The 20,404-nt window shown below is 73.8% G+C and carries 17 protein-coding genes and 1 pseudogene; 7 read left to right on the plus strand and 11 right to left on the minus strand.

Annotated features, from left to right (window positions below; genetic code table 11):
- On the minus strand, nucleotides 1-1,916 hold a 1,916-nt coding region (locus E0D90_RS27765; RefSeq protein ID WP_130797467.1), incomplete at its 3' end, for a serine/threonine-protein kinase.
- A gap of 159 nt (nucleotides 1,917-2,075) precedes the next feature.
- Here E0D90_RS27765 and E0D90_RS10430 point away from each other — a divergent pair.
- Nucleotides 2,076-3,293 carry a winged helix DNA-binding domain-containing protein gene (locus tag E0D90_RS10430; protein ID WP_130797468.1) on the plus strand — a complete coding sequence of 406 codons (1,218 nt, stop codon included), beginning with the start codon at nucleotides 2,076-2,078 and terminating at the stop codon, nucleotides 3,291-3,293.
- Between the two features lie 64 nt (nucleotides 3,294-3,357).
- Nucleotides 3,358-4,014 (plus strand): GNAT family N-acetyltransferase, encoded by a 657-nt coding sequence (locus tag E0D90_RS10435; RefSeq protein WP_130797469.1) that lies wholly within the window; start codon nucleotides 3,358-3,360, stop codon nucleotides 4,012-4,014.
- 40 nt (nucleotides 4,015-4,054) lie between these two features.
- Here E0D90_RS10435 and E0D90_RS10440 read toward each other — a convergent pair whose 3' ends face one another.
- The 3 genes from E0D90_RS10440 to E0D90_RS10450 all read right to left on the minus strand — a co-directional run bounded on the left by E0D90_RS10440 (nucleotide 4,055) and on the right by E0D90_RS10450 (nucleotide 8,256).
- A complete protein-coding gene (locus tag E0D90_RS10440) occupies nucleotides 4,055-4,708 on the minus strand; it encodes a hypothetical protein (RefSeq protein WP_130797470.1) in 654 nt (217 codons plus the stop codon).
- Entirely contained in the window at nucleotides 4,705-6,396 is a 1,692-nt protein-coding gene (locus E0D90_RS10445) for a DUF885 domain-containing protein (protein ID WP_130797471.1), read from the minus strand. Before E0D90_RS10445 ends, E0D90_RS10440 begins: the two co-directional genes overlap by 4 nt.
- 186 nt (nucleotides 6,397-6,582) lie before the next feature.
- Entirely contained in the window at nucleotides 6,583-8,256 is a 1,674-nt protein-coding gene (locus E0D90_RS10450) for a DUF885 domain-containing protein (RefSeq protein ID WP_130797472.1), read from the minus strand.
- Between the two features lie 354 nt (nucleotides 8,257-8,610).
- Between E0D90_RS10450 and E0D90_RS10455 the strand changes: the two genes are divergently transcribed.
- Nucleotides 8,611-9,012: a VOC family protein gene (locus tag E0D90_RS10455; RefSeq protein WP_130797473.1), complete on the plus strand. Its 402-nt coding sequence runs from the start codon at nucleotides 8,611-8,613 to the stop codon at nucleotides 9,010-9,012.
- A gap of 98 nt (nucleotides 9,013-9,110) precedes the next feature.
- Here E0D90_RS10455 and E0D90_RS10460 read toward each other — a convergent pair whose 3' ends face one another.
- Together E0D90_RS10460 and E0D90_RS10465 are read right to left on the minus strand one after the other, a co-directional pair.
- Nucleotides 9,111-9,908 carry a VOC family protein gene (locus E0D90_RS10460; protein WP_130797474.1) on the minus strand — a complete coding sequence of 266 codons (798 nt, stop codon included), beginning with the start codon at nucleotides 9,906-9,908 and terminating at the stop codon, nucleotides 9,111-9,113.
- Nucleotides 9,909-10,055: 147 nt separating this feature from the next.
- Complete coding sequence (locus E0D90_RS10465) at nucleotides 10,056-11,099, minus strand: S41 family peptidase (RefSeq protein WP_130797475.1); 1,044 nt, start codon at nucleotides 11,097-11,099, stop codon at nucleotides 10,056-10,058.
- 247 nt (nucleotides 11,100-11,346) lie between these two features.
- Here E0D90_RS10465 and E0D90_RS10470 point away from each other — a divergent pair, with 247 nt between their 5' ends.
- The gene (locus E0D90_RS10470) at nucleotides 11,347-11,823 is read left to right on the plus strand and encodes an ArsR/SmtB family transcription factor (RefSeq protein ID WP_227870121.1); all 477 of its coding nucleotides are present in this window, start codon (nucleotides 11,347-11,349) and stop codon (nucleotides 11,821-11,823) included.
- A gap of 92 nt (nucleotides 11,824-11,915) precedes the next feature.
- Nucleotides 11,916-15,365 (plus strand): ATP-binding protein, encoded by a 3,450-nt coding sequence (locus tag E0D90_RS27770; RefSeq protein WP_227870122.1) that lies wholly within the window; start codon nucleotides 11,916-11,918, stop codon nucleotides 15,363-15,365.
- 67 nt (nucleotides 15,366-15,432) lie between these two features.
- Here the strand turns inward: E0D90_RS27770 and E0D90_RS10480 are convergent, their stop codons facing one another.
- From E0D90_RS10480 to E0D90_RS10490, 3 genes are all read right to left on the minus strand, one after another.
- Complete coding sequence (locus tag E0D90_RS10480) at nucleotides 15,433-16,287, minus strand: ABC transporter permease (protein ID WP_103503627.1); 855 nt, start codon at nucleotides 16,285-16,287, stop codon at nucleotides 15,433-15,435.
- Nucleotides 16,284-17,351, minus strand: a complete 1,068-nt coding sequence (locus tag E0D90_RS10485) for an ATP-binding cassette domain-containing protein (RefSeq protein ID WP_130797477.1) — start codon at nucleotides 17,349-17,351, stop codon at nucleotides 16,284-16,286. The genes E0D90_RS10480 and E0D90_RS10485 overlap by 4 nt, the downstream gene beginning before the upstream one ends.
- A 161-nt stretch (nucleotides 17,352-17,512) precedes the next feature.
- Nucleotides 17,513-18,088: an NADPH-dependent FMN reductase gene (locus tag E0D90_RS10490; RefSeq protein ID WP_130797478.1), complete on the minus strand. Its 576-nt coding sequence runs from the start codon at nucleotides 18,086-18,088 to the stop codon at nucleotides 17,513-17,515.
- A 195-nt stretch (nucleotides 18,089-18,283) separates the two neighbouring features.
- Here E0D90_RS10490 and E0D90_RS10495 point away from each other — a divergent pair.
- Nucleotides 18,284-18,715: pseudogene (locus E0D90_RS10495) on the plus strand (rRNA adenine N-6-methyltransferase family protein); the annotation flags it as partial.
- 64 nt (nucleotides 18,716-18,779) lie between these two features.
- On the opposite strand, the gene E0D90_RS10500 reads toward E0D90_RS10495, so the two are convergent.
- Nucleotides 18,780-19,631 carry a class I SAM-dependent methyltransferase gene (locus tag E0D90_RS10500; RefSeq protein ID WP_130797479.1) on the minus strand — a complete coding sequence of 284 codons (852 nt, stop codon included), beginning with the start codon at nucleotides 19,629-19,631 and terminating at the stop codon, nucleotides 18,780-18,782.
- 73 nt (nucleotides 19,632-19,704) lie between these two features.
- Nucleotides 19,705-19,968, minus strand: a complete 264-nt coding sequence (locus tag E0D90_RS10505; RefSeq protein WP_130797480.1) for a hypothetical protein — start codon at nucleotides 19,966-19,968, stop codon at nucleotides 19,705-19,707.
- 193 nt (nucleotides 19,969-20,161) lie between these two features.
- Between E0D90_RS10505 and E0D90_RS10510 the strand changes: the two genes are divergently transcribed.
- The coding region (locus tag E0D90_RS10510; RefSeq protein ID WP_130797481.1) for a cation transporter at nucleotides 20,162-20,404 on the plus strand (243 nt) is incomplete at its 3' end.

The raw sequence follows: 20,404 nt of genomic DNA on the forward strand, positions 1-20,404 counted from the left end.
GGCGCCGGCTGGTCGGGGGCGTTCGGTGCGTCCGCGGTGTCGTCCGCGTCGCTCTCGTCGGTGTTGTCGGTCTGTTCCGGGTCGTCCTCGTCCCTGGCGTCGTCCTCGTCCTTCTCGTCCTCGGGGTCCGGGGAGGCGGGCGAGAGGGACTCGTCGGCGTCGGGCTCGGGTGTCTGCTCCTCGGTCGCCTCGTCGGACGGGATCCGGGTCGATTCGTCGGGTGCCAGTTCCGCGACGTCGCGGGTCTCGCCGCTGTCGTCGCCGCCGAGCAGGCCGAGCGCGTGGACGCCACCGGCGACCAGGGCGAGGACCGCTACCACGGCGACCGCCGCCAGTGCGGTCGCGCGCGAACGCCGGTGCCTCGCGGGTGGTGGCGCCGCTCCGGCCGGGGCGACGGTCGGCCCGCCGAAGGTGTCCGGCCCGCCGGCACGGCCCGGCCCGGGAGGCGGCCCCGGGGCGTGCGGTCCCGGTGCGTGCGTGGCAGGTGCGTGCGTGGCAGGTGCGGCGGCCGGGCCGACGTGGGAGGCAGCGACGTTCGAGGCAGCGGGCGCCGCGACCCCGTGGGCCGGTGCGCTGTGCGGAGTGGGCTCGGGGCCGCCCGCCGGGACGAAGCCCGAGGGGGCGCCGACGCGTACCGCGTCCACCTCCGCGCCCGTGCCCGGCGTGCGCTCCGCCTCGTCCGGGTAGTCCTCGGCGTCGTCGTCGGCCTCGTTGCCCGCCTCGCCGTCCGCCTCGTCGTCGGGGTCGTCTCCGCCGGGCTGCCCGCCGCCGGGTGCGCCGGCCGGGGGAGTGTCCGACGGCTGCTCCAGCCAGGGTGTCCGGGGCGCTCCGGCCGCCCCGACGGTGCTCGGGGTGTGGCCCTCCGGTGTCGCCTCCGGCCGGATGACCACCGGGCCGAACCCGCCCCGGTAGGCGCCGCCCTGGGCGCTCTGCCCCGGCAGCGCGCCGCCCATCCACCCCGGTGCCTCCGGTTCGGCGAGCCGCGGCGCCTCCCGCGCGGCGACCTCGGCGGCGACGGCGGCCGGGAGCCAGCCGTCGACCGGGTACGGGGTGTCCTCGCCGGTCAGGACCCGGCACGCCTCGATCACCTGGTCCGGGACCGGCCGGTTGCCGGGCTGCTTCTCCAGGCACGCCTCGACGAGGTCGCGCAGCCCGTCGGGGCAGCCGGTGAGGTCCGGCTGGTCGTGCACGATCCGGTAGAGCAGCACGTCCGGTTCGCCGCGCCCGAAGGCGCCGCGCCCGGCGACCGCGAAGCAGGTCAGCAGCCCCAGCGCGAACATGTCCGCCTGCGGGGTGATCTCCCCGCCGAGGATCTGCTCGGGCGCCATGAAGCCCGGGGTGCCGACCCGTCGGCCGCCGCTGCCCACCAGGGTGGTGGCGTCCGCCGCACGGGCGATACCGAAGTCGATGACGCGCGGGCCGTCGGCGGCGAGCAGCACATTGGACGGCTTGAGGTCGCGGTGGACCAGCCCGGCTCCGTGGATGGCGCGCAGCGCGTCGGCGACGCCGGCCGCCAGTTGCGCGGCCGGGCGGTCCGGCAGCGGCCCGTGCGCTCCGACGGCCTCGCCGAGCGAGGGCCCCTGGACGTAGTCGGTGGCGAGCCAGGGGACGGGTCCCTCGGTGTCGCTCTCCAGCACCGGGACGATGAACCGGCCCTGGACCCGCCGTGCCGAGCCGACCTCGCGCTCGAACTGCCGGTGGAAGTCGGGGGCCTCGGCCAGTTCCGGGCGGACCACCTTGAGCGCGGTCGGGCGGCCGTCGGCCATGTGCGAGAGGTAGACGGTGCCCATGCCGCCGCTGCCCAGCCGTGCCACCAGCCGGAAGCCGGCGAGTTCGTTGGGGTCCTCCAGCCGCAGTGGCCGGAAGGTGAACTCCTTGCCGCGGCGCCCCGGGCGGTTGCCGTCCTGTTCCGCCATCCCACTCTCCCCCAGACGTCCGCCGCGTTGGTCCCGGGCGGTCGTGGTCTGTCCCCGAGGGCACAGTAACGGGTCCGGTTGTTCACCGTGCGACGGGCGGGAGGCGGTCCCCGGCCGGGCCGCGCCGAAACCATCCGGATTGGGGGCTAGCGTGGCGATATGAGTGATTCACGCGAGGAATCCGGCCGGCCCGGCGCGGTCGGTGGCCCCGGGGTGGCCTGGAGCGAGGTGACGGCCCGGCGGCTCGCGCGTCACCGCCTCGACGCCCCGGCGCCGGTGAGCGAGGCCACGGCATCCGAGCGGATCGCCGATGTGGTCGCGGCGATGTGCGGCGCCCACGCGCAGATCATGTCGGCGGCGGAGGTCTCCGTGGCGCTGCGCGTCGACGGGGTGGACCGGCGCCGGGTGCGCGAGGCGCTGTGGACGGACCGTTCCCTGGTCAAGGTGTACGGTCCGCGCGGAACCGTCCATCTGGTGCCCGCCCGGGATCTGCCGATGTGGAGCGGTGCCCTGACCGCTGCGTCGGCGGCGACGCGGCGGTCAGGCAGGGAACGGCTGCTCACCGACGACCAGGTGGAAGCCCTCGCGGCGGCGTTGCCCCGGGTGCTGGCCGACGCCGAACTCACCACCGACGAACTCACCGACGTGCTCGCCACCGAGGCCGGACCGTGGGCCGCCGACCCGGTCATGGAGGCGTTCGGCACCCGCTGGCCGCGATGGCGCTGGGCGCAGCACCTGCTGGGGCACCGTGGCGCGCTCTGCTTCGGGCCGGACCGGGGCCGGCGGGTGACCTACACCAGTCCGGCACGCTGGCTGCCGGGCTTTGTGCCGATGGACCCGGAACCGGCGGCCCGGCGCCTCGCGTTGCGCTATCTGCACAGCTACGGTCCGGCTACGGCGGGCGAGTTCGCGCACTGGCTGGCGGCACCCGCGCGCTGGGGCGAGGAGGTCTTCCGGACGCTCGGCGGCGCGGTGGAGCCGGTGCACGTCCTGGGGTCGGGCCTGGCCTGGCAGGTCGCCGGGGACCCAGTCCACACCGAACCCCCGCGCGGGCTGCGGCTGTTGCCGTACTTCGATGTGTTCGGGGTCGGCAGTCATCCGCGCTCCCGGCTCTTCGCGGGGCGGGCCGCCGAGCGGGCGCTCCACCGTGGTCAGGCCGGCAACTACCCGCTGCTGCTGGTCGACGGGCAGGTCGGTGGGGTGTGGCACCAGGTCCGCAGCGGGCGGCGGTTGAGGATCACCGTGGAGCCGCTGACTCCGCTGCGAGCGGGCCTCGCCGCCGAACTGGCTGCCCAGGCAGACAGGTTGGCGGAGATCCAGGAGATGCGGGAGGCCGAGCTCACCGTGGGCCCGGTGTCGGTCGGCCCGCACGCGTGAGCGGCCCCGAGCACGACACGGAAAACCGGGTGCCGGGGGACCGTCGACAGCGGGACCATGGACCATGCTGACGGACCACTGGCCCCTGCTGGGCCTGCGCCTCAACACGCCCCGCCTGGAACTGCGGCTGCCGACCGAGGACGAACTCGCCGAACTGGCCGATCTCGCGGCCGAGGGCGTGCACGAGTCGGACCGGATGCCGTTCGTCGTGCCCTGGACCGACGCTCCGCCCGCCGACCGCGCGAGGTCCGTCGTCCAGCACCACTGGCGCGGCCGGGGGAACTGGGTCCCGGACGACTGGTCCCTCGGGCTCGCCGTCTTCCAGGAGGGCCGGGTGATCGGCCTCCAGGACATCGCGGCGAAGGACTTCGCCGTGCTGCGCGAGACCGCGACCGGCTCCTGGCTCGGCCTGCGGCACCACGGGCGGGGCTTCGGCACCGAGATGCGGGCGGCCGTACTGGAGTTGGCGTTCTCCGGCCTGGGCGCGGAGGAGTCGACCTCCGCCGCGTTCAGCGACTCGCACGCCTCGCGCGGGGTGTCGCGGAAGCTCGGCTACCGTGCCGACGGCTGCAAACGCCTGGTGGTGCGCGGGGAGAAGGTGACCGAGCACCGGCTGCGCCTGTCCCGGGAGGACTGGCGGGCGCACCGGCGGACCGCCGTGAGTGTCACCGGTCTCGAACCGTGCCTGCCGCTCTTCGGTCTGCCCGGCGCGCGGCGCTGACGGGAGACGAACCGGCCGGACCCGCCGATGCCGTCGAGGCTCAGCCGGCCTCGCGGGCGGAGAGGTGGGCGAGCGCCTGCCGGGTCGAGGCGATCAGTTCGGCGTCGCCCGCGGCGACGCGGAGTGCGAGGGCCTCGTCCAGCAGCAGCCGGGCCTCGGCGAACCGGCCGGAGTCGATGCGCTGCTTCGCCAGGTGTTGCAGCGCGAAGTCCACGCGTTCCGGGACGTGCAGGCGGGCCAGCTCCAGCGCGCGCAGATAGAGCGGTTCCGCCGCGGCGCGCCCCTCGTCGGTGTCTGCGTAGCGGTGGGCGTCCGCCAGGTTGATCGTCACGGCGATCCGCCGGGCGGTGGTGTCGGCCAGGGCCGACGCGTCGGTGAGGACCGCGCGGGCGTGGTCGAGCCGGCCGAGGACGAGGAGGCCCACGCCGACGGCGCGGGTCCGGGCGAAGTCGGCCTGTCCGTTGCGGCGCTCCTCGGCCAGCTCGGCGGCGGCGGTCTCCAGCCGCCGGGTGAACTCCGCAGGGTCGGCGGGCACCATCCGGAGCCGGTGGTCGAGGGCGATGCCGTCGAGCGGCCCGGACCCGGCGGGAGCGTGCGCTCCCGCCGGTGGGGCGGTGCGAGCCGGTCGGGTAGTGCCCGCCGGTGGTGCGGTGCCCGCCGCGTCCGGGCGGGCACCGCTCGCTTCGGTGCTCACAGCGTGGTGAGCTCCTCGGTCAGGTCGTCCAGCCCGAGCGACCCCAGCGAAAGGGCCTTCATGTGCCAGGACTTGAGGTCGAAGTCCTCCGGGTGCAGCGCGCGTGCCGCCTCGCGGCCCGCCAGCCAGGCGCGTTCGCCCAGCTTGTAGCTGATGGCCTGGCCGGGCATGCCGAGGTAGCGGGTGATCTCCGACTCCGCGTACTGCGGTTCCATGCCGGTGTTCGCCAGCAGGAACTCCGTGGCCAGCGCCGGGGTCCACACCTCGCCGTCGTGGAAGCCCGTCCCCGCCGGGATGCGCAGCCGCAGGTGCATCCCGATGTCGATCACGACCCGGACGGCGCGGACCATCTGCTCCGAGAGGTAGCCGAGGCGGTGTGCCGGGTCGGTGAGCAGGCCGAGTTCGTCGACGAGCCGTTCGGCGTACAGCGCCCAGCCCTCGGTCGACGCGCTGACCGACCCCAGGCTGACCTGGAAGGTGGAGAGGGTGTCGGCGACGTGCCGCCACTGGGCGAGCTGGAGGTGGTGGCCGGGAACGCCCTCGTGGTACCAGGTGGTGACCAGGTCCCAGGTGGGGAAGCGGGTCTCGCCCATGGTCGGCAGCCAGGTGCGGCCGGGACGGGAGAAGTCCATGGACGGCGGGGTGTAGTGGGCGGCGGCCGCGCCGCCCGGCGGCGCGATCATCGACTCGACCCGCTTGACGCGGTCGGCGAGGTCGAAGTGGGTGCCGTCCAGGGCGTCGATGGCGCGGTCCATGAACTCCTGGAGCCAGACGCGGATGTTCTCCTCGCCCTCGACGGCCTCGCCGTGCGCCTTGACGTGCTCCATCGCCTCGCGCGGGGAGGAGCCGGGCAGGATCTGCTCGGCCACCGCGCCCAGTTCCTCCCGGAGCCGGTGGAACTCGGACCAGCCGTAGGCGTAGGCGTCCTCCAGATCCAGTTCGGAGCCGGTCCAGTAGCGGGAGCCGATGCGGTACCGCTCCTCGCCGACGGCGTCCGGCTGGTCCTGCACACGCGGCAGATAGCCGTCGGCCAGGTACTCCTTGAGTTCGCGCACGGCGTCCGCCGCGACACCTGCCGAGGCCGTCACCTCGGCGCGCAGCGTCTCGGGCGCGCCCTCGCCGAGGCCCCGGTACCAGGAGTCGCTCTCCGCGAGCTGCTCGATCAGCGTCTCCACCTGGCGGGGCGCCGCCTTCGGCCCCCGGGTCAGGGTCGCCTCCAGCGACGCGCGGTACCCCTGGAGCGAGCCGGGGAGTGCGGCGAGCCTGCGTCCGAGGGCCGCCCACTCCTCCGGTGTGGTGCGGGGCGACAGCAGCAGCATCATCCGCAGGTTCTGCGTCGGTGAACCGAGGTTGTTGAGCGCGGTGTTGAGCGGGATGACACTGAACGCGCCGATGCGCTCGCGAATCAGCCGCGCCGCGCGGTGCTCGGCCGGGTCCAGCTGCCGTCCCACCGGCGCCACGGTGTCCAGTTCCTTGGCCAGCCGGTCCAGGTCGGTCACGAACTGGTCGTGGCGCTCCGGGGAGTAGTCCGGCACGGCGTCGCTTCCGGGACGCATGCCGAGCGTTTCCGCGTAGGTCGGCTCGTAGTCGCAGACCACCTCGACGAGGTCGTCGCCGATCCGGCGGGGTGTGCGCTCACCGCTCGGGTCGGGGGCGTCGCCGGTGCGGTGATCGTTGCTGTCGGTCATGGGAGTGGCAGTCCTCGCTTCTCGTCCGAGACGGTGGTGACGGTGGCCCGCCGGTGGCGCGGCGACGCTCTCCCTGTGTTCTCACCCGGATGGTGCCCGGCCACACCCGCCCCGGACGGCCGGGGCGGGTGTGGCGGGTGCGGCCGGGCGGCGCGGCTTTCGCGCGTACGGCCGGTGCGGTACCCGTTACAGAGCGGCCAGTTCGTCGGCCAGGTCGTCCAGGCCGAGAGCGCCCAGCGACAGCGCCTTCATGTGCCAGGTCTTGAGGTCGAACTCGGCGCCGCGCGCCTCGCGGGCCGCGTCCCGTCCGGCCAGCCAGGCGCGTTCGCCCAGCTTGTAGCTGATCGCCTGCCCGGGAATGCCCAGGTAGCGGATGATCTCCGAGACGTTGAACGACTCGCTCATGCCGCTGTGCCGGACGAGGAACTCCTGCGCCAGCGCGGGCGTCCAGGTCTCGCCCTCGTGGAAGCCGGCGCCCGCCGGGATGCGCAGCTTGAGGTGCATGCCGATGTCGATGATCACGCGGATCGCCCGCAGCATCTGGTTCTCCAGATAGCCGAGGCGGTGCGCCGGGTCGGTGAGCAGGCCGAGTTCGTCGGCGAGCCGCTCGGCGTACAGCGCCCAGCCCTCCGTGGAGGCGCTGATCGAACCGATCGACACCTGGAAGGTGGAGAGGGTGTCGCCGACGTGCCGCCACTGGGCGAGCTGGAGGTGATGGCCGGGCACACCCTCGTGGTACCAGATCGACACCAGCGGCCAGGTGGGGAAACGGGTCTCGCCCATGGTCGGCAGCCAGGTGCGGCCGGGACGGGAGAAGTCCATGGACGGCGGCGTGTAGTGCGGGGCGGCGGCTCCGCCGGGCGGCGCGATCATGGAGTCGACGCGCTTGACGCGGTCGGCGAGGTCGAAGTGGGTGCCGTCCAGGTCCTTGATGGCGCGGTCCATGAACTCCTGGAGCCAGACGCGGATGTTCTCCTCGCCCTCGATGGCCTCGCCGTGCGCGTTGAGGTGCTCCATCGCGGTGTGCGGGGAGGAGCCGGGCAGGATGGCGTCGGCGACGGCCGTCATCTCCGCGTAGAGGCGGTGGTACTCCTCCCAGCCGTAGGCGTAGGCGTCCTCGGGGTCGAGGTTCATGCCCGTCCAGCGGCGGGCGCCGCGCAGGTAGCGTTCCCGGCCGACCGCGTCCTCGGTGCCCGCGGACGCGGGCAGGTAGGTGTCGGTGAGGAAACCGCGCAGCTCGGCCATGGCCTCGGCGGCGGTCGCCGCGGCGGCGTCCAGCTCGCCGCGCAGCGCGTCCGGACCGGCGGCGACCAGGCGGCCGTACCAGCCGGTGACCACCTCGGGCGAGAGCTGCTCGATCACGGTCTCGGACTGCCGGGGCGCGGCGGTGAGGCCCCGCGCGATGCCGGCCTCCAGCGCGGCGCGGTAGCCGCGGACGGCCTCCGGCAGGCGGTTCAGCCGCCGGGCGACGACGGCCCAGTCGTCGTCGTTGTTCTTCGGCATCGTCAGCAGGATGGTGCGCAGCCCCTGGACCGGCGACATCAGGTTGTCGAGGTTGCACAGGCCGTCGCCCGCGTCGTGCGCGTCGAGCGCGGACTCCAGGCGTTCGCGCAGCAGGCGGGCGGTGCGGCGCTGCTCGGGGGAGAGGTCGGCGGGGTCGCCGGTGGTGTCCAGCTGCGCGAGGGTGGCGCGCTGGGCGTCCGCGATGGCCTGTTGGCCCGCGGGCGAGTGGTCCGGCAGCAGGTCGCTGCCGGGGCGGGTACCGAGCATCTCGGCGATCATCGGGTTGAGGTCGGTGACGGTCTCGACGTGCTCGTCGGCTATCTGGCGAGGGGTGGCGCCGTGTGCGGTGTGGGACATCCAGACATCCTGTCCGACGACTGCCGTCCTGGGGAAGAAGTGTGGCCGATCAGCGGGGAAACGGTGACGGAGGGTGAGCCCGCGCCGGTCGGGGGAGCGGCGGGTGCGGGCGGGCGCGCCGGCTCCGGCGGTGGGCGTCGGCGCCGGTTCGCGCCGGGCGGCGTGGTCGGCGCGCCGGTGAGACGATCGACGGGGAGGCCGTCGCCGCCGCCCCCGGCGCGTCGGCGCTCTTCTCCCCGGGGGGTTCCCGGACGGCGCCCACGGCCGTCGCGGGGCCGTCAGCACGTCGTCGGACAGCCCGTTCTCCGAGCGGTGGAACCGGGGTTCTCCGGCGGCACGAGCAGGAGGTATCCCATGCGCATGATCTTCGTGAACCTGCCGGTCCGGGATGTCGCGCGCTCGCGCGAGTTCTTCGCGGCACTCGGTTTCGGGTTCAACGACGAGTACTCCAACGAGGAGGTGCTCTGCGTCGAGATCGAGGACAACATCTACGCGATGCTGCTGGAGGAGAAGCCGTTCAAGGGCTTCATCAACGGCGAGATCGCCGATCCGGCCACCACCGAGGTGCTGACCTGCGTCACCACCGAAAGCCCCGACGAGGTGGACGCCCTGGTCACCCGGGCGCTGGCCGCCGGCGGCAAGCCGTGGAAGCCCACCTTCAGCGAAGGCCCCATGTACGGCGGCAGCTTCCAGGACCCGGACGGCCACGTCTGGGAGCTGATGGCGATGCGTGCCGAGGCGGACGCCACCGCCTGAGGCCGCGCGGCGCGCCACGCACGGACGACGCGGATGGTCCCGCCCCCTCCCAAGGGGCGGGACCATCCGCGTCGGTCAGCCGGTCAGCCCGCTGCGGATCAGCCCGCGCTCGTCAGCAGCGAGAAGCTGGCGCCGAACCGGTCCAGGCAGGTGGCGACACGGCCGACGTCCTGCATGTCCACCGGTCCCATCTGCACGGTGCCGCCCGCCGCGGCGACCCGTTCGGCCGCCGCGTCGCAGTCGGTGGTCTCGAACACCGGGCTCCAGTAGGCGTGCCCGTCCTTGAGGTTCTCGGCGGGCATGCCCATGATGCCGCCGTGACCGTCCTTCTCGGGGTTGCCCCCGGCGGCCGTGATCACGTGGTACAGCCCCGGTGCCTCGCCGGGGATCGGCATGTCCGTGACCTGCCAGTCGAACGCCTGCTGGTAGAAGGTGCGGGCCGCCGGGGCGTCTGCGGTGTACAGCTCGACCCAGCACAGCGAACCCGGGGCGTCGGTGCGCAGGCCGCCCTCGCCCTCCCGGTCGCCGGTCTCCTGCCAGACGGCGAACTGGCCGCCGGTGGGGTCGGTCAGCTGCGCCATGACGGCCGTGCCCATCATGTCCATGGGCTCGACGCGCACCTCGCCGCCCGCCTGCCTGCACGTCTCGGTGACGGCGGCGGCGTCGTCGGTGGTGAAGTAGGTCATCCACGCGGAGGAGGCGCCCTCCTCGGTGAGCGGCCCGACCCCGCCGACGCTCTCGCCGCCGAGTTGGTACATCCCGTAGCCACCGGCGTCCGGCCCGGCGGAGACGTACTCCCAGCCGAGGACCTGGTGGTAGAAGTCCGACGTGGCCTCGATGTCACGGGAGCCGATGTCCACCCAGCACGGTGCGCCGGGGGTGGTTGTGGTGATCATGAGTGCATCCCTCCATGGAGTACTGAGCACCCTTTCGATCCAGCATGGCACCGGCGCCCGGGACGCGCGCACCGAGTGCGGCGGGGGTCTTCCGTGCCGTGTTTCCCCAGGTCGATGCCGTGTCGGGTGGCGGTCGCCGAGGGGGCGTCAGCTGACCGGCTGCGCCTCGTCCGCATCCGTTCCTGCGCTCTGGGTGATGTCGCCGGGGGAGGCCGCCGACAGCTCCTCCAGCCGTCGCAGTTCCTCCCGGGCCTCGGCGACCGAGGGGGCTTCCCGCCCGCCCCGGGTGATCGCCTCCAGCGCCAGGCGGTGCGCCGCCGTCAGCGCGTCGTCGGCCGGTACCCGGACGTCGGGCACCACGCCGGTGCCCTCCCAGTTGGTGCCCGAGACCGGGTTCACCGCGCGGGCGTTGGGGACGGTGGCCTCCAGGTGCGGGTGGAGGGTGAATCCGATCTGCGGGTGCGCGCCGCCGCCGGTCGCCTGCCCGACGACTTTTCCCCGCTTCAACTGCTGCATGTTGTAGGCGAGTTCCTCGGCGCCGGAGAAGGTCTTCGGGCCGGTGACGAGGAACAGCGGACGCGCCGTTCCGTAGCGGGTGCCGGGGACGTAGGGCAGGGTCCAGGACTGCGTCGTCCGGCTTTCGTCGCGGTAGCGCATCGTGTTGAGCTGGGTGTGCTCGTCGAGGAGGTAGCTGCACAGCAGCGAGACCGTCCGGGGGTCGCCGCCCCGGCACCCGCGCAGGTCGATCAGCAGCGCCTCGCTGCGTGCCACCAGGGTGAACGCGGCGGTGACCGCGTCGCCCGCGTCCCGCACGGGCAGCAGGAAGCGGCCGAGTTCCAGCAGCGCGACGCCGCCGGTCAGCCGCTCGACGCGCGGTATCCCGCCCATGGTGAGGTCGGCGGCGCGCTCCATCTCGTCGCGGACCGCCGCGCCCTCCTCGTCCGACGCCGGCTCGGGCAGGTGGCGCAGCCGCAGGTGGAGGTCGCCGTTGACGGAGCGGAGGTCGGCGGTAACCAGTTCGGCAAGGATGCGGGGCTCCCCTGCCTGGTGGTAGGCGCCCGCGGACAGCCGCTCGCGCAGCAGCGCGGCGAGCCGGGCGGCCGTCGCGGGGAACACGTAGTGCTCCAGGACCCGGGCTGCGGTCTGCTCGACGATCCGGGATATCTCACCTGGCTGGAGCGTGGCTGACATGGGATTCTCCCCAGGCGGTGGGCGGCAGGGCGGGGTGTGACGGCGAGTGGAGTACAGCACGCCCCTTGCGAAAGCGTCAATGAAACTGGACGCTTTGTCCATGGCCCCCACACCGCCACCGCCCGAGAGACCGCGACCGCCACGACCGTCGGAGCCACCCGGCGCCCCGGAGCCACCGGCCCCGCCACCGCCACGCCCGCCCGAGGACCCCGCGCCGGAGCAGGCCCCCGCACCGGAACAGGCGGACGTGCTGGAGATCGACGCCCCCGCCCAGTTCAAGGCACTCGCCCACCCCCTGCGCCAGCGGCTCCTCTTCCACCTGGGCCGCGCCCCCGCCACCATCAGCGCCCTGGCCGGCGCGCTGGAGACCGGCAAGGGCAACATCTCCCACCACCTCGGGGTGTTGCGTGACGCGGGCCTGGTCACCGTCACCGCGACCCGGCGGGTGCGTGGCGGCACCGAGCACCACTACGGGCGCACCGCCCGCCACCTCGTCGTCGCCGAGCACCGCCCCGGTCCCTCGGGGGCCATGCTCGGCGCGGTCGCCGAGGAACTGACGCGCTCACCGGAGGAGCCGCTCCTCGCCCTGCGCCATCTGCGGCTGACCGACGCCCAGGCGGCCGGGCTGCGTTCCGCCCTGGAGCGGCTGGTCCAGGAGACGGAGGAGGCCGGGGAGGAGGAGGCCGTGCACGGCGTGCTGGTCGCGCTCTACCGCGAGGCGTGAGCCGGCCGGACACCCGGAAGCGGCCGAGCGGGGCGCGGGGGCCGGAAGCGAACCCCGTGGAGACTGTCAGACCGATGACGTCTAATGGTCGGGTGACGACATCGGCCGGCTCGCTGCTCGGAAGGGAACACCCGGCCTCGGTGCTGAACGCCGAGGTCAGCCGCGCGTTGTCGAGCCACGGTGGCCTGGTCCTGGTCACCGGTGAGGCCGGTATCGGCAAGACCACGCTGGTCACCGAGGCGGTGCGCGAGGCCCGCCGGGCGGGCGCGCTGGTGCTCGGCGGAAGCTGCTGGGACTCCGCGCACGCCCCGGGCTACTGGCCGTGGGTCCAGGTGATCCGGGGGATGCGGCGCGCGCTTCCGCCCGAGCAGTACGCCGTGGCCGCGCCGCCCGACGGCGGCCTCGCCGGACTCCTCGGCGAGGCGGGCACCGGCGGGCCCGACGGGCGGACCTTCGAGATCTACGACGCCGTGACGACGGCACTGGTCACCGCCGCGCAGCGACGCCCGGTCGTGGTCGTCCTGGAGGACCTGCACTGGGCGGACTCCGCGTCGCTGCGGCTGCTGGAGTTCGCCGTCCAGCACACCTGGTTCGAGCGGCTGCTGATCATCGGAACCTACCGTGACGTCGAGGTGGAGTTCGGCGCGACGCCGGTCGCCGAACCGCCCCTCACCGCGACTGCCCTCAAAGCGTCGCCCTTCGAAGCGTCGCCCTTCGAAGCGTGGCCCTTGGAAGCGTCGCCCGTCGCCGAACCGTCCGTCGAGGCCCCGTCCGCCGCCGTCCGCCCCGCGCAGGGCCCACCCGACAGCGCCCGGAGCCGCGGCGCCGTGCTGGGCCCGCTCCAGTCCAAGGCCACCACCATCACGCTCACCGGCCTCGGCCGCGAGGAGGTGGCCACCCTGCTGGCCCGCACCGCGGGCCGCGAGCCGGGCGAGGCGCTGACCGCCCAGGTGCACGAACGCACCGGCGGCAACCCGTTCTTCGTCGAGCAGGCGGCCCGGCTGTGGGCGAGCGGCGGCACGGCGCTGGCGATCACCCCGGGCGTCAGTGAGGCGTTGCGCCGCCGGCTGTCGCTGCTGCCGCCGCCGGTGAGGGAGTTGCTGGTCTCCGCCGCGGTGCTCGGCCGCGAGTTCTCCCGGCAGGTCCTCGCCGAGTCGGTGGCGGCGCCGGCCGCCCAGGTCGACGCGCTGCTGGCGCAGGCCGTCAACGGGCGGCTGGTCACCGCCGAGGGCGGCGGCCGGTTCTGCTTCGCGCACGACCTCTTCCGGGAGACCCTCTACGACAGCCTGAGCGAGACCGGCGCCCGGGAGCGGCACGCCGCCGCCGTGCGGGCGGGCCGCCGCAGGCGGGGCGGCGCGGGGAAGCCGCAGCTGCCACCGGCCGAACTGGCGCGGCACGCCTATCTGGCCGGAGCGGAGATACCGGCCGACGAGGCCGCCGACCTGCTGAGCGCCGCGGCGGACGACGCCCACGGCCGGTTCGCTTTCGACGAGGCGCTGCGCCACACCCGGCGGGCCCACGAGGTCGCCTGGCGCGCCGGCCCGGACCGGATCGCTCCCTCCCGGGTGGTGACGGTCGCGCTGGAGCTGGTCTCCCACCTGAGCCAGGGCAACCATCTGGAGGAGGCGGCGGAGCTCTACCGGGAGGTGGTGGAGCGCACCCGTCTGGTGGGCGATCCGGCCCTGCTGGCCCGGGTGGCGCTGGCGCTCTACGGCAATCCGGGCCTCGGTTCGGGCATGTCCGAGCTGCGGGGCGAGGTGCTGACCGAGGCGCACCGGGCGCTGGCGCTCGGTGGCGGAGGCGAGGGCGCGCCGGACGCCGCTGAGATGGCGCGCATCGCCGAGGAGCTGACGGTCAGGACGGAGACGCTGGCCCGCACCGTCGGGGACGACGAGGCGCTGATGTTCGTGCTCTGGGCCCGGCACGATGCCATCTGGGGCCTGGGCACCGCGGCCGAGCGCGAGCGCATCGTGGAGGAACTCCTCACGGTGCTCGCCCGCAGAGACGAGGAGATGATGCGGTACGTCGTCTCCTCGCTGCGCTGGGTCTGCAAGCTGGAACAGGGCGACCCGGCCTACGACGAGCGGTACCGGTCGTTCCTGGCGGCGGTCGACGGCCCCGGGGTGCCGCCGCAGATCACCGTCGCAGCGGCCATGGACAGTGCGGTGATCTGCGCCACGCGTGGACGGTTCGAGGAGGCCGAGGCGCATCTGGCGCGGATGACGGTGAAGGCCGAGGGCAGCTACTTCACCTTCCTGGTCGATCACCACCAGTGGGCGATACGGCTGTTGAAGGGCGAGGACGCCGGTGCCCCGGAGGTCGCGGACCGGCTGCGGGCGGTGCGACACCCCTATCCCGAGGTCCTGTTGGGCATCGCCGCGCTGGAACGGGGCGACACGGTCGCCGGGTTGGTGCACTACGCGTCGGCCGAGGCCCGTGCGGAGGACTATCCCCGGGCGATCCACCCGCTCTGGCTGAGGTTCCAGGCACAGGCGGCCGCCGCCGCGGGCGACCCGGAGCTGTGCGAGCGGGTCCGTCGGCAGCTCGCACCGCACCAGGACCAGTGGCTGGTCTCCTTCTTCGGCTGCGACATCAGCGGGCCGGTGCCGTACTGGCTGGGCGTCGTGGAGGCGGCCGACCGGCGCTGGGACGCGGCGGAGGCGGCGTTCTCGGGGGCGATCGCGACGGCGGACCGGATGGGGGTGCGGCCGTGGGCGCTCCTCGCGCGGTCGCGGCTGTCGGCGGTGCTGGCGGCCCGGGACGGCCGGGGCGCGGACGCGTCGGTCGTCAGGGGTGCGGACGCGGCGGAGGTGCCGGGCGGCACCGGGAGCGACGCGGTGCGGGCGGCGCGGCTGCGGAGTGAGGCGCTGGCGGAGGCGGCCCGGCTGGGCATGTCGGACGCGGTCGCGCGGCTGCTGCCCCCGGAGGCCGGGGCCGGGACGGACGGCGACGGTGGCGGCGCCATCGCTGCGGTGGCCGGCGAAGTGGCGCCCGCCGCGAGGGAGTTCCGCCGGGACGGCGCGGTGTGGCAGCTGACCTACGCGGGCCGCACGGTCCATCTGCCCGACGCCAAGGGGCTGCGCGATCTGCGGCTGCTGCTCGGCAGCCCGGGCTCGGACGTTCCCGCCGCGCGGCTGCTGGCGCCGGAGGGCGGCGAGGAGGTGGCCGTCGCGCACGGGCTGGGCGGGGACGAGGTGCTGGACGAGCGGGCCCGGGCCGCCTACAAGCGGCGGCTGGAGACGCTGGACGAGGAGATCGACCGCGCGACCCGGCTCGGGCAGGACGAACGCGCCGCCGAACACGACCGGGAGCGGCAGGCGTTGCTCGACGAGCTGCGGGCCGCGGCCGGGCTCGCGGGGCGGAGCCGCAGGCTGGGTGACGACGCCGAACGCGCCCGCAAGACCGTCACCGCCCGCATCCGCGACACGCTGCGGAAGCTGGACGCGCGCCATCCCGAACTGGCCCGGCATCTGCGGGCGAGCGTCTCCACCGGTGCGCGGTGCAGCTACCGGCCCGAGGACCCGACGTCCTGGCGACTGTGACGGCCGCGCCCGCGCGCGTGCGGGCGCCGGGTGGTGGGCGGCCGTTCCGACGGCCGCCCACCGGCGCTCACTTGCGGTTGTAGATGCGCATCGTCAGCGAGCCGAAGACCAGCATCAGGACCGCGCCGGCGACCACGGTCCAGGTCAGCTCGGCGGCGTTGACGTGCCCCGCCATCAGGTCCCGCACGGCGGCGACCAGGTGCGCCACCGGGTTGACCTCCACGAAGCCCTGGAGCCAGCCCGGCATGGTGTCCGGCTGCACCAGGATGTTGCTGAGGAAGGTCATCGGGAAGAGCACCATCATCGAGACGCCCATGACGGACTTGTCCGAGCGCAGCAGCAGCCCGAACATGGTCCAGATCCACGAGAACGAGAACGAGAACGCGACCAGCAGGGCGATGCCCGCCAGCACTCCGAGCGGTCCGCCCTCCGGCCGGAAGCCCATGATCAGGCCGACGATGAGGATCACCACGGACGCCACGGTGTAGCGCAGGGCGTCACCGAGCAGGTAGCCGACCATCGGTGACGGCCGCCAGACCGGCATCGTCCGGAAGCGGTCGAAGACGCCCTTCTGGATGTCGGTGTTGACCGAGACGCCCGTGTACATGGTCGTCATGATCACGCTCATCACCATGATGCCCGGCAGCAGGTACTGCAGGTACTCGGTCGGTGAACCCGCGAGGGCACCACCGAACAGGTAGGTGAACATCAGCGTCATGATGATCGGGAAGAGCGTCACGTCGAAGAGCTGCTCGGGGACGTGCTTGATCTTCAGCATCGCCCGCCAGCCGAAGGTCAGCGACGCGGAGAGCGCGCTGGGGCGTGGGGGCTGTTCACGGCTGACGAGCAGCTCGCTGAGGTTGTCCGCCACCGGACGGAGCTGTGCGCCGTCGGTGGCGTTGTCGGTGGTGGCGGTGCTCATGCCCTGGTCCCTTCGGTGACGGCGGCGACGCCGGCGGTGGCCTTGGTGGTGTCCTGCGCGTCGGGGCCACCGGCGTCGCCGGCGGTCGCGTCGGGGGCGGGCTTCTCCCCGGTGAGGGCGAGGAAGACCTCGTCCAGGCTGGGGCGGCCCAGTGAGAAGTCGTCCACGACGACTCCCGCGCGCGCCAGCTCGCCGAGCGCGGCGGACGCCCGCTCGGCGGCGGCCCGGTCGTCGGCGGTGGTGGAGATCCGCGCGGTGAGCGCGACCGGGTCCGCGTCCAGTTCGACGTCGGCGCCGAGCGAGGCGGCGAGCAGCCGCCGCGCCTCCTCCCGCTGGCCGGTGTCCCGCAGCCGGACGTGCACGGCGCCGGCGCCGACGGACGACTTCAGCTCGCCCGGGGTGCCCTCGGCGATGACCTTGCCGTGGTCGATGACGGCGATCCGGTTGGCGAGCTGGTCCGCCTCCTCCAGGTACTGCGTGGTGAGCAGCACGGTGGTGCCGGTGGCCACGATGGTCCGGATGATCTCCCAGACCTGGTTGCGGCTGCGCGGGTCGAGACCGGTGGTGGGCTCGTCGAGGAAGAGCAGGTCGGGCACGTTGAGCAGGCTCGCCGCGATGTCGGCGCGCCGGCGCATCCCGCCGGAGTACTTCTTCACCTGACGGTCGGCGGCCTCCTCCAGGCCGAACGCCGTCAGCAGCTGCTCGCCGCGGGCCCGCGCGTCACGCTTGTGGTAGCCGGTGAGCCGCCCGAGGAGCGTGAGGTTCTCCAGGCCGGTCAGGTCCTCGTCGAGAGAGGCGTACTGGCCGGTCATGGCGACGCGGCGGCGGACCGCCGCCGCCTCGGTGCGGACGTCGTGCCCGAAGACGTGGGCCGTGCCGCCGTCGGGACGCAGCAGGGTGGCGAGCATCTTGACGGTGGTGGTCTTGCCGGCGCCGTTGGGGCCGAGGACGCCGTAGACGGCGCCCTTGGGCACGGTCATGTCGACGCCGTCGACCGCGCGGTTGTCGCCGTAGATCTTCACCAGCCCGTTCGTCTCGACGGCTGGTGCGTGTGGGTCGGTCATCGTGTTCCCCTCGTCCCCCTCGCGGGCGGAGCAGAAGTCGTCGTTGGTTCAGGCGGTTCAGGCGGTTCGGGCGGTTCGGGCGGTTCGGGTGGTCCGGGTGTCTCGGTCTCGGTGGCCGCGGGGGCCGCGCCCCGGCGGGTGGTGGCGGGCCCGGGCGGCGGTCAGGCGACGTAGGGCCGGGCGGCCCGTCCCTCGCGCAGGGTCAGGCCCCACCAGCCGAGCTGGTCCAGCAGGGTGTGGGCGGTGCGCCGGCGGCGCTCCAGCGCTTCCGCGCCGGTGGTGTCCTCGGCGAGCAGGTCGAGGTGGAGTCCGTCGCGCAGGGTGACGGCGTGGAGTTCGGTGAAGACCGGCCGCAGCTGTTCGACAGCGTAGCGGCCCGCCCAGTGGTATCCGTAGGAGACGAATGCCACAGGCTTGGCCTGCCACTCGTCGTAGCCGTAGTCGACGGCCTCCTTCAGGGCGGACGGGTAGCCGCGGTTGTACTCCGGGGTGACGATCACGAAGCCCTCGGCGCGGTCCAGCCGCTCGGTGAAGGCGGTGACGGCCTCGTCGGGCCGGTCCGGGAACCGCTCGGGGAACCGCCACTCCGCGAGGTCGAGCAGGTCGATCTCATGGTCGCCGCGGGCGGCGGCGACCCCGGCGAACCAGCGGCCGATGGCGTCCCCCGCCCGGCTCTCCCGGTTGCTGCCGATGATCACGGCCGTGCGCAGCGGGCGCGTCCGTTCCGCCTCGCCCATGCCGGACCTCCCCTCGTCGTCGTCCACCCCTCAGGCGCGAGAACCGGACTGGCACCCGCGAGATCGGTTCTGGCGGAGGCCGCGAGGCCGCGAGGCCGTGGGGCCGCGAGACGTGCGAGGGCGAGCGTGGTGGTGTCCGTTCGTCGTGGTGCTCGCTGTGGCTGTCTTACGTCCACGCTGCGACTTCATGTTGGGTTGAAGTCAAGGGCGCGCGGTGAGTTCGGCCAGAACTTCCTCAGCGACCGTTCCGTCGTCGCCGAGATCGTCCGCCTCGTCGGCCGCACCTCGGGCCCGATCCTGGAGATCGGGCCGGGCGACGGCGCGCTGACGCCTCCGCTGGAGGCGCCCGGCCGGCCGCTCACCGCTGTGGAGGTCGACGGCCGGCGGGCCCGGGAACTGCGACGCCTCGCCCGGCCGCCCACCACCGTCGTGGAGTCCGACTTCCTGCGGTACCGGCTGCCGTCGGCGCCGTACGTCCTGGTCGGCAATCTGCCGTTCCACCGGACGACCGCGCTGCCGCGTCGCGCCCTGCACGCCGGGCAGTGGACGGACGCGGTGCTGCTGGTCCAGTGGGAGGTGGCGCGGCGCCGGGCGGGGGTGGGCGGCGCCACCATGATGACGGCGCAGGCGGATCTCTTCGATCTGGCCCGGTCCGCCCCTCCGGGCACGGGCGGGAGCGCGGACGGAGCGGTCAGGCGGGGGCGTCGCGGCCCGGATCGGCGGCGTCGGACGGGCGCTCCGGGGGAGCGTCCGGGCTCCGGTCGGCGGCGGGCAGGGTGACTCTGATCTTCGACTGCCCGTGCGGCAGGTCCTCCCAGTCGACCATGAGGGTGGCCACCAGTCCGTGCGAGGCGGCGAGCGCGGTCAGCGTCTCCGTCCGGTAGTAGAAGTCCTCACGCAGCACCTGGTGTTCGCGGCCCTCGGTCCGGTCGAAGGTGAAGTCGAAGAAGCCCTCCGGCCGCAGGACCCGGCCCACGTGGGCGAGGCACTCGTCGATCACCTCGGGCGGCGAGTGCGAGAAGACACTGTGCGCGTGGACGACGTCGAAGTGGTCGTCGGGGAGGAAGTCCAGGGTGAGGTCGTCGGTGATCGTCAGATACGGCAGCCTCCCCTGGAGCCCGCGGTCCACCAGGGTGCGTTTGGCGTGCACCAGGATGTCCGGCGAGATGTCGATGCCGTAGTAGTGGCCCGGGTCCAGGTGCTCGATGAACCGCCATCCGGCCCGGAGGTTGCCGCAGCCGATGTCGAGCATCCGGTGGTCCGGGCGCAGCCCGTGCCGCAGCAGGTACTGGAACTGCATCTCGCCCAGGGCCAGCCACCGGTCGTGGCTGCGGCTCCCGACGGCTGCCTCGGGGCTGCGTCCGGCGTCCGACGCCATGACGGCGCGGTAGTACGCGACGTGGTCGCGGTGCCGGGCGCGCAGCAGGAGGTCGCGCGCGGTGCGGCGCAGGTAGGCGGGGACGCGGCCGGGGTTCCCGGCGGCGTAGCGCAGCTTGTGGCGGACGCTCGCCCGGTTCCGCGAGCGGTCGGCGTGCTGGGGCATGGGCGGCTCCCTCCGGTATCGCGACCGTAGTGGCGGGCTCGGGCGGCGACCACCGGGGCGCGTCCGTCCGGGCTCAGCCCGCGCCGTGGCCGGTGTGCTGTTCGGTGTCCCGCTCTGTGTCCTGCTCGGCGTGCTCTTCTGTGTGCTGTTCGGTGTCCTGGTGGTCGCCGGCGGGCCGCGACTCCTGGCCGATGGGGTCGAGCACGCCTCCGGCGGCGAAGGCGGCGCCGAAGACGGCGGCCAGTGCCAGCCCGAAGGCGGAGATCCGCAGCGCGGCGCCTCGCCCGTCGTCGGGGAGCCCCTGTCGCAGCCGCTCCGTGATGTCTCTGATGCCCATGGTCCCGCTCCTCTTCGTCTGGTCGTCGGTGCCGCTCGCACCCGGACCGAGGGTACCCCCTGGGGGTATCAGGTCAAGATGGGGGACCGCAGGGCGGCCGCCGTCTTGCGTCTCATACCTGGGAGGGGTATACCGGAAGGAGAGATACCCCAGAGGGGTATGATGAAGAGGTTCGCGGGAGAAGGAAGACACGATGACCACCGGCACCGAGACAGCCACCGAGGTCGAGCTGGCCATCGGCGGGATGACCTGCGCCGCCTGCGCCGTCCGGATCGAGAAGAAGCTCAACCGGATGGAAGGAGTCACCGCCAGCGTCAACTACGCGACGGAGAAGGCCCGGGCCAGCTACGCCGACGGCACGACCGTCGACGACCTGATCGCCACCGTCGAGGCCGCCGGCTACACCGCGAAGCCACCTCCGCCCCCGGCCCCACCC

The organism is Streptomyces otsuchiensis (assembly GCF_004305975.1).
Lineage (GTDB): Bacteria > Actinomycetota > Actinomycetes > Streptomycetales > Streptomycetaceae > Streptomyces > Streptomyces otsuchiensis.

Excerpts from the sequence above, each read along its gene's own strand:
- E0D90_RS10450 (WP_130797472.1), bottom strand. The coding sequence starts at position 8,256 with ATGTCCCACACCGCACACGGCGCCACCCCTCGCCAGATAGCCGACGAG.
- E0D90_RS10445 (WP_130797471.1), bottom strand. The coding sequence starts at position 6,396 with ATGACCGACAGCAACGATCACCGCACCGGCGACGCCCCCGACCCGAGC.
- E0D90_RS10435 (WP_130797469.1), top strand. The coding sequence starts at position 3,358 with ATGCTGACGGACCACTGGCCCCTGCTGGGCCTGCGCCTCAACACGCCC.
- E0D90_RS10430 (WP_130797468.1), top strand. The coding sequence starts at position 2,076 with ATGAGTGATTCACGCGAGGAATCCGGCCGGCCCGGCGCGGTCGGTGGC.
- E0D90_RS10465 (WP_130797475.1), bottom strand. The coding sequence starts at position 11,099 with ATGTCAGCCACGCTCCAGCCAGGTGAGATATCCCGGATCGTCGAGCAG.
- E0D90_RS10455 (WP_130797473.1), top strand. The coding sequence starts at position 8,611 with ATGCGCATGATCTTCGTGAACCTGCCGGTCCGGGATGTCGCGCGCTCG.
- E0D90_RS10485 (WP_130797477.1), bottom strand. The coding sequence starts at position 17,351 with ATGACCGACCCACACGCACCAGCCGTCGAGACGAACGGGCTGGTGAAG.
- E0D90_RS10500 (WP_130797479.1), bottom strand. The coding sequence starts at position 19,631 with ATGCCCCAGCACGCCGACCGCTCGCGGAACCGGGCGAGCGTCCGCCAC.
- E0D90_RS10480 (WP_103503627.1), bottom strand. The coding sequence starts at position 16,287 with ATGAGCACCGCCACCACCGACAACGCCACCGACGGCGCACAGCTCCGT.
- E0D90_RS10460 (WP_130797474.1), bottom strand. The coding sequence starts at position 9,908 with ATGATCACCACAACCACCCCCGGCGCACCGTGCTGGGTGGACATCGGC.
- E0D90_RS10490 (WP_130797478.1), bottom strand. The coding sequence starts at position 18,088 with ATGGGCGAGGCGGAACGGACGCGCCCGCTGCGCACGGCCGTGATCATC.
- E0D90_RS10505 (WP_130797480.1), bottom strand. The coding sequence starts at position 19,968 with ATGGGCATCAGAGACATCACGGAGCGGCTGCGACAGGGGCTCCCCGAC.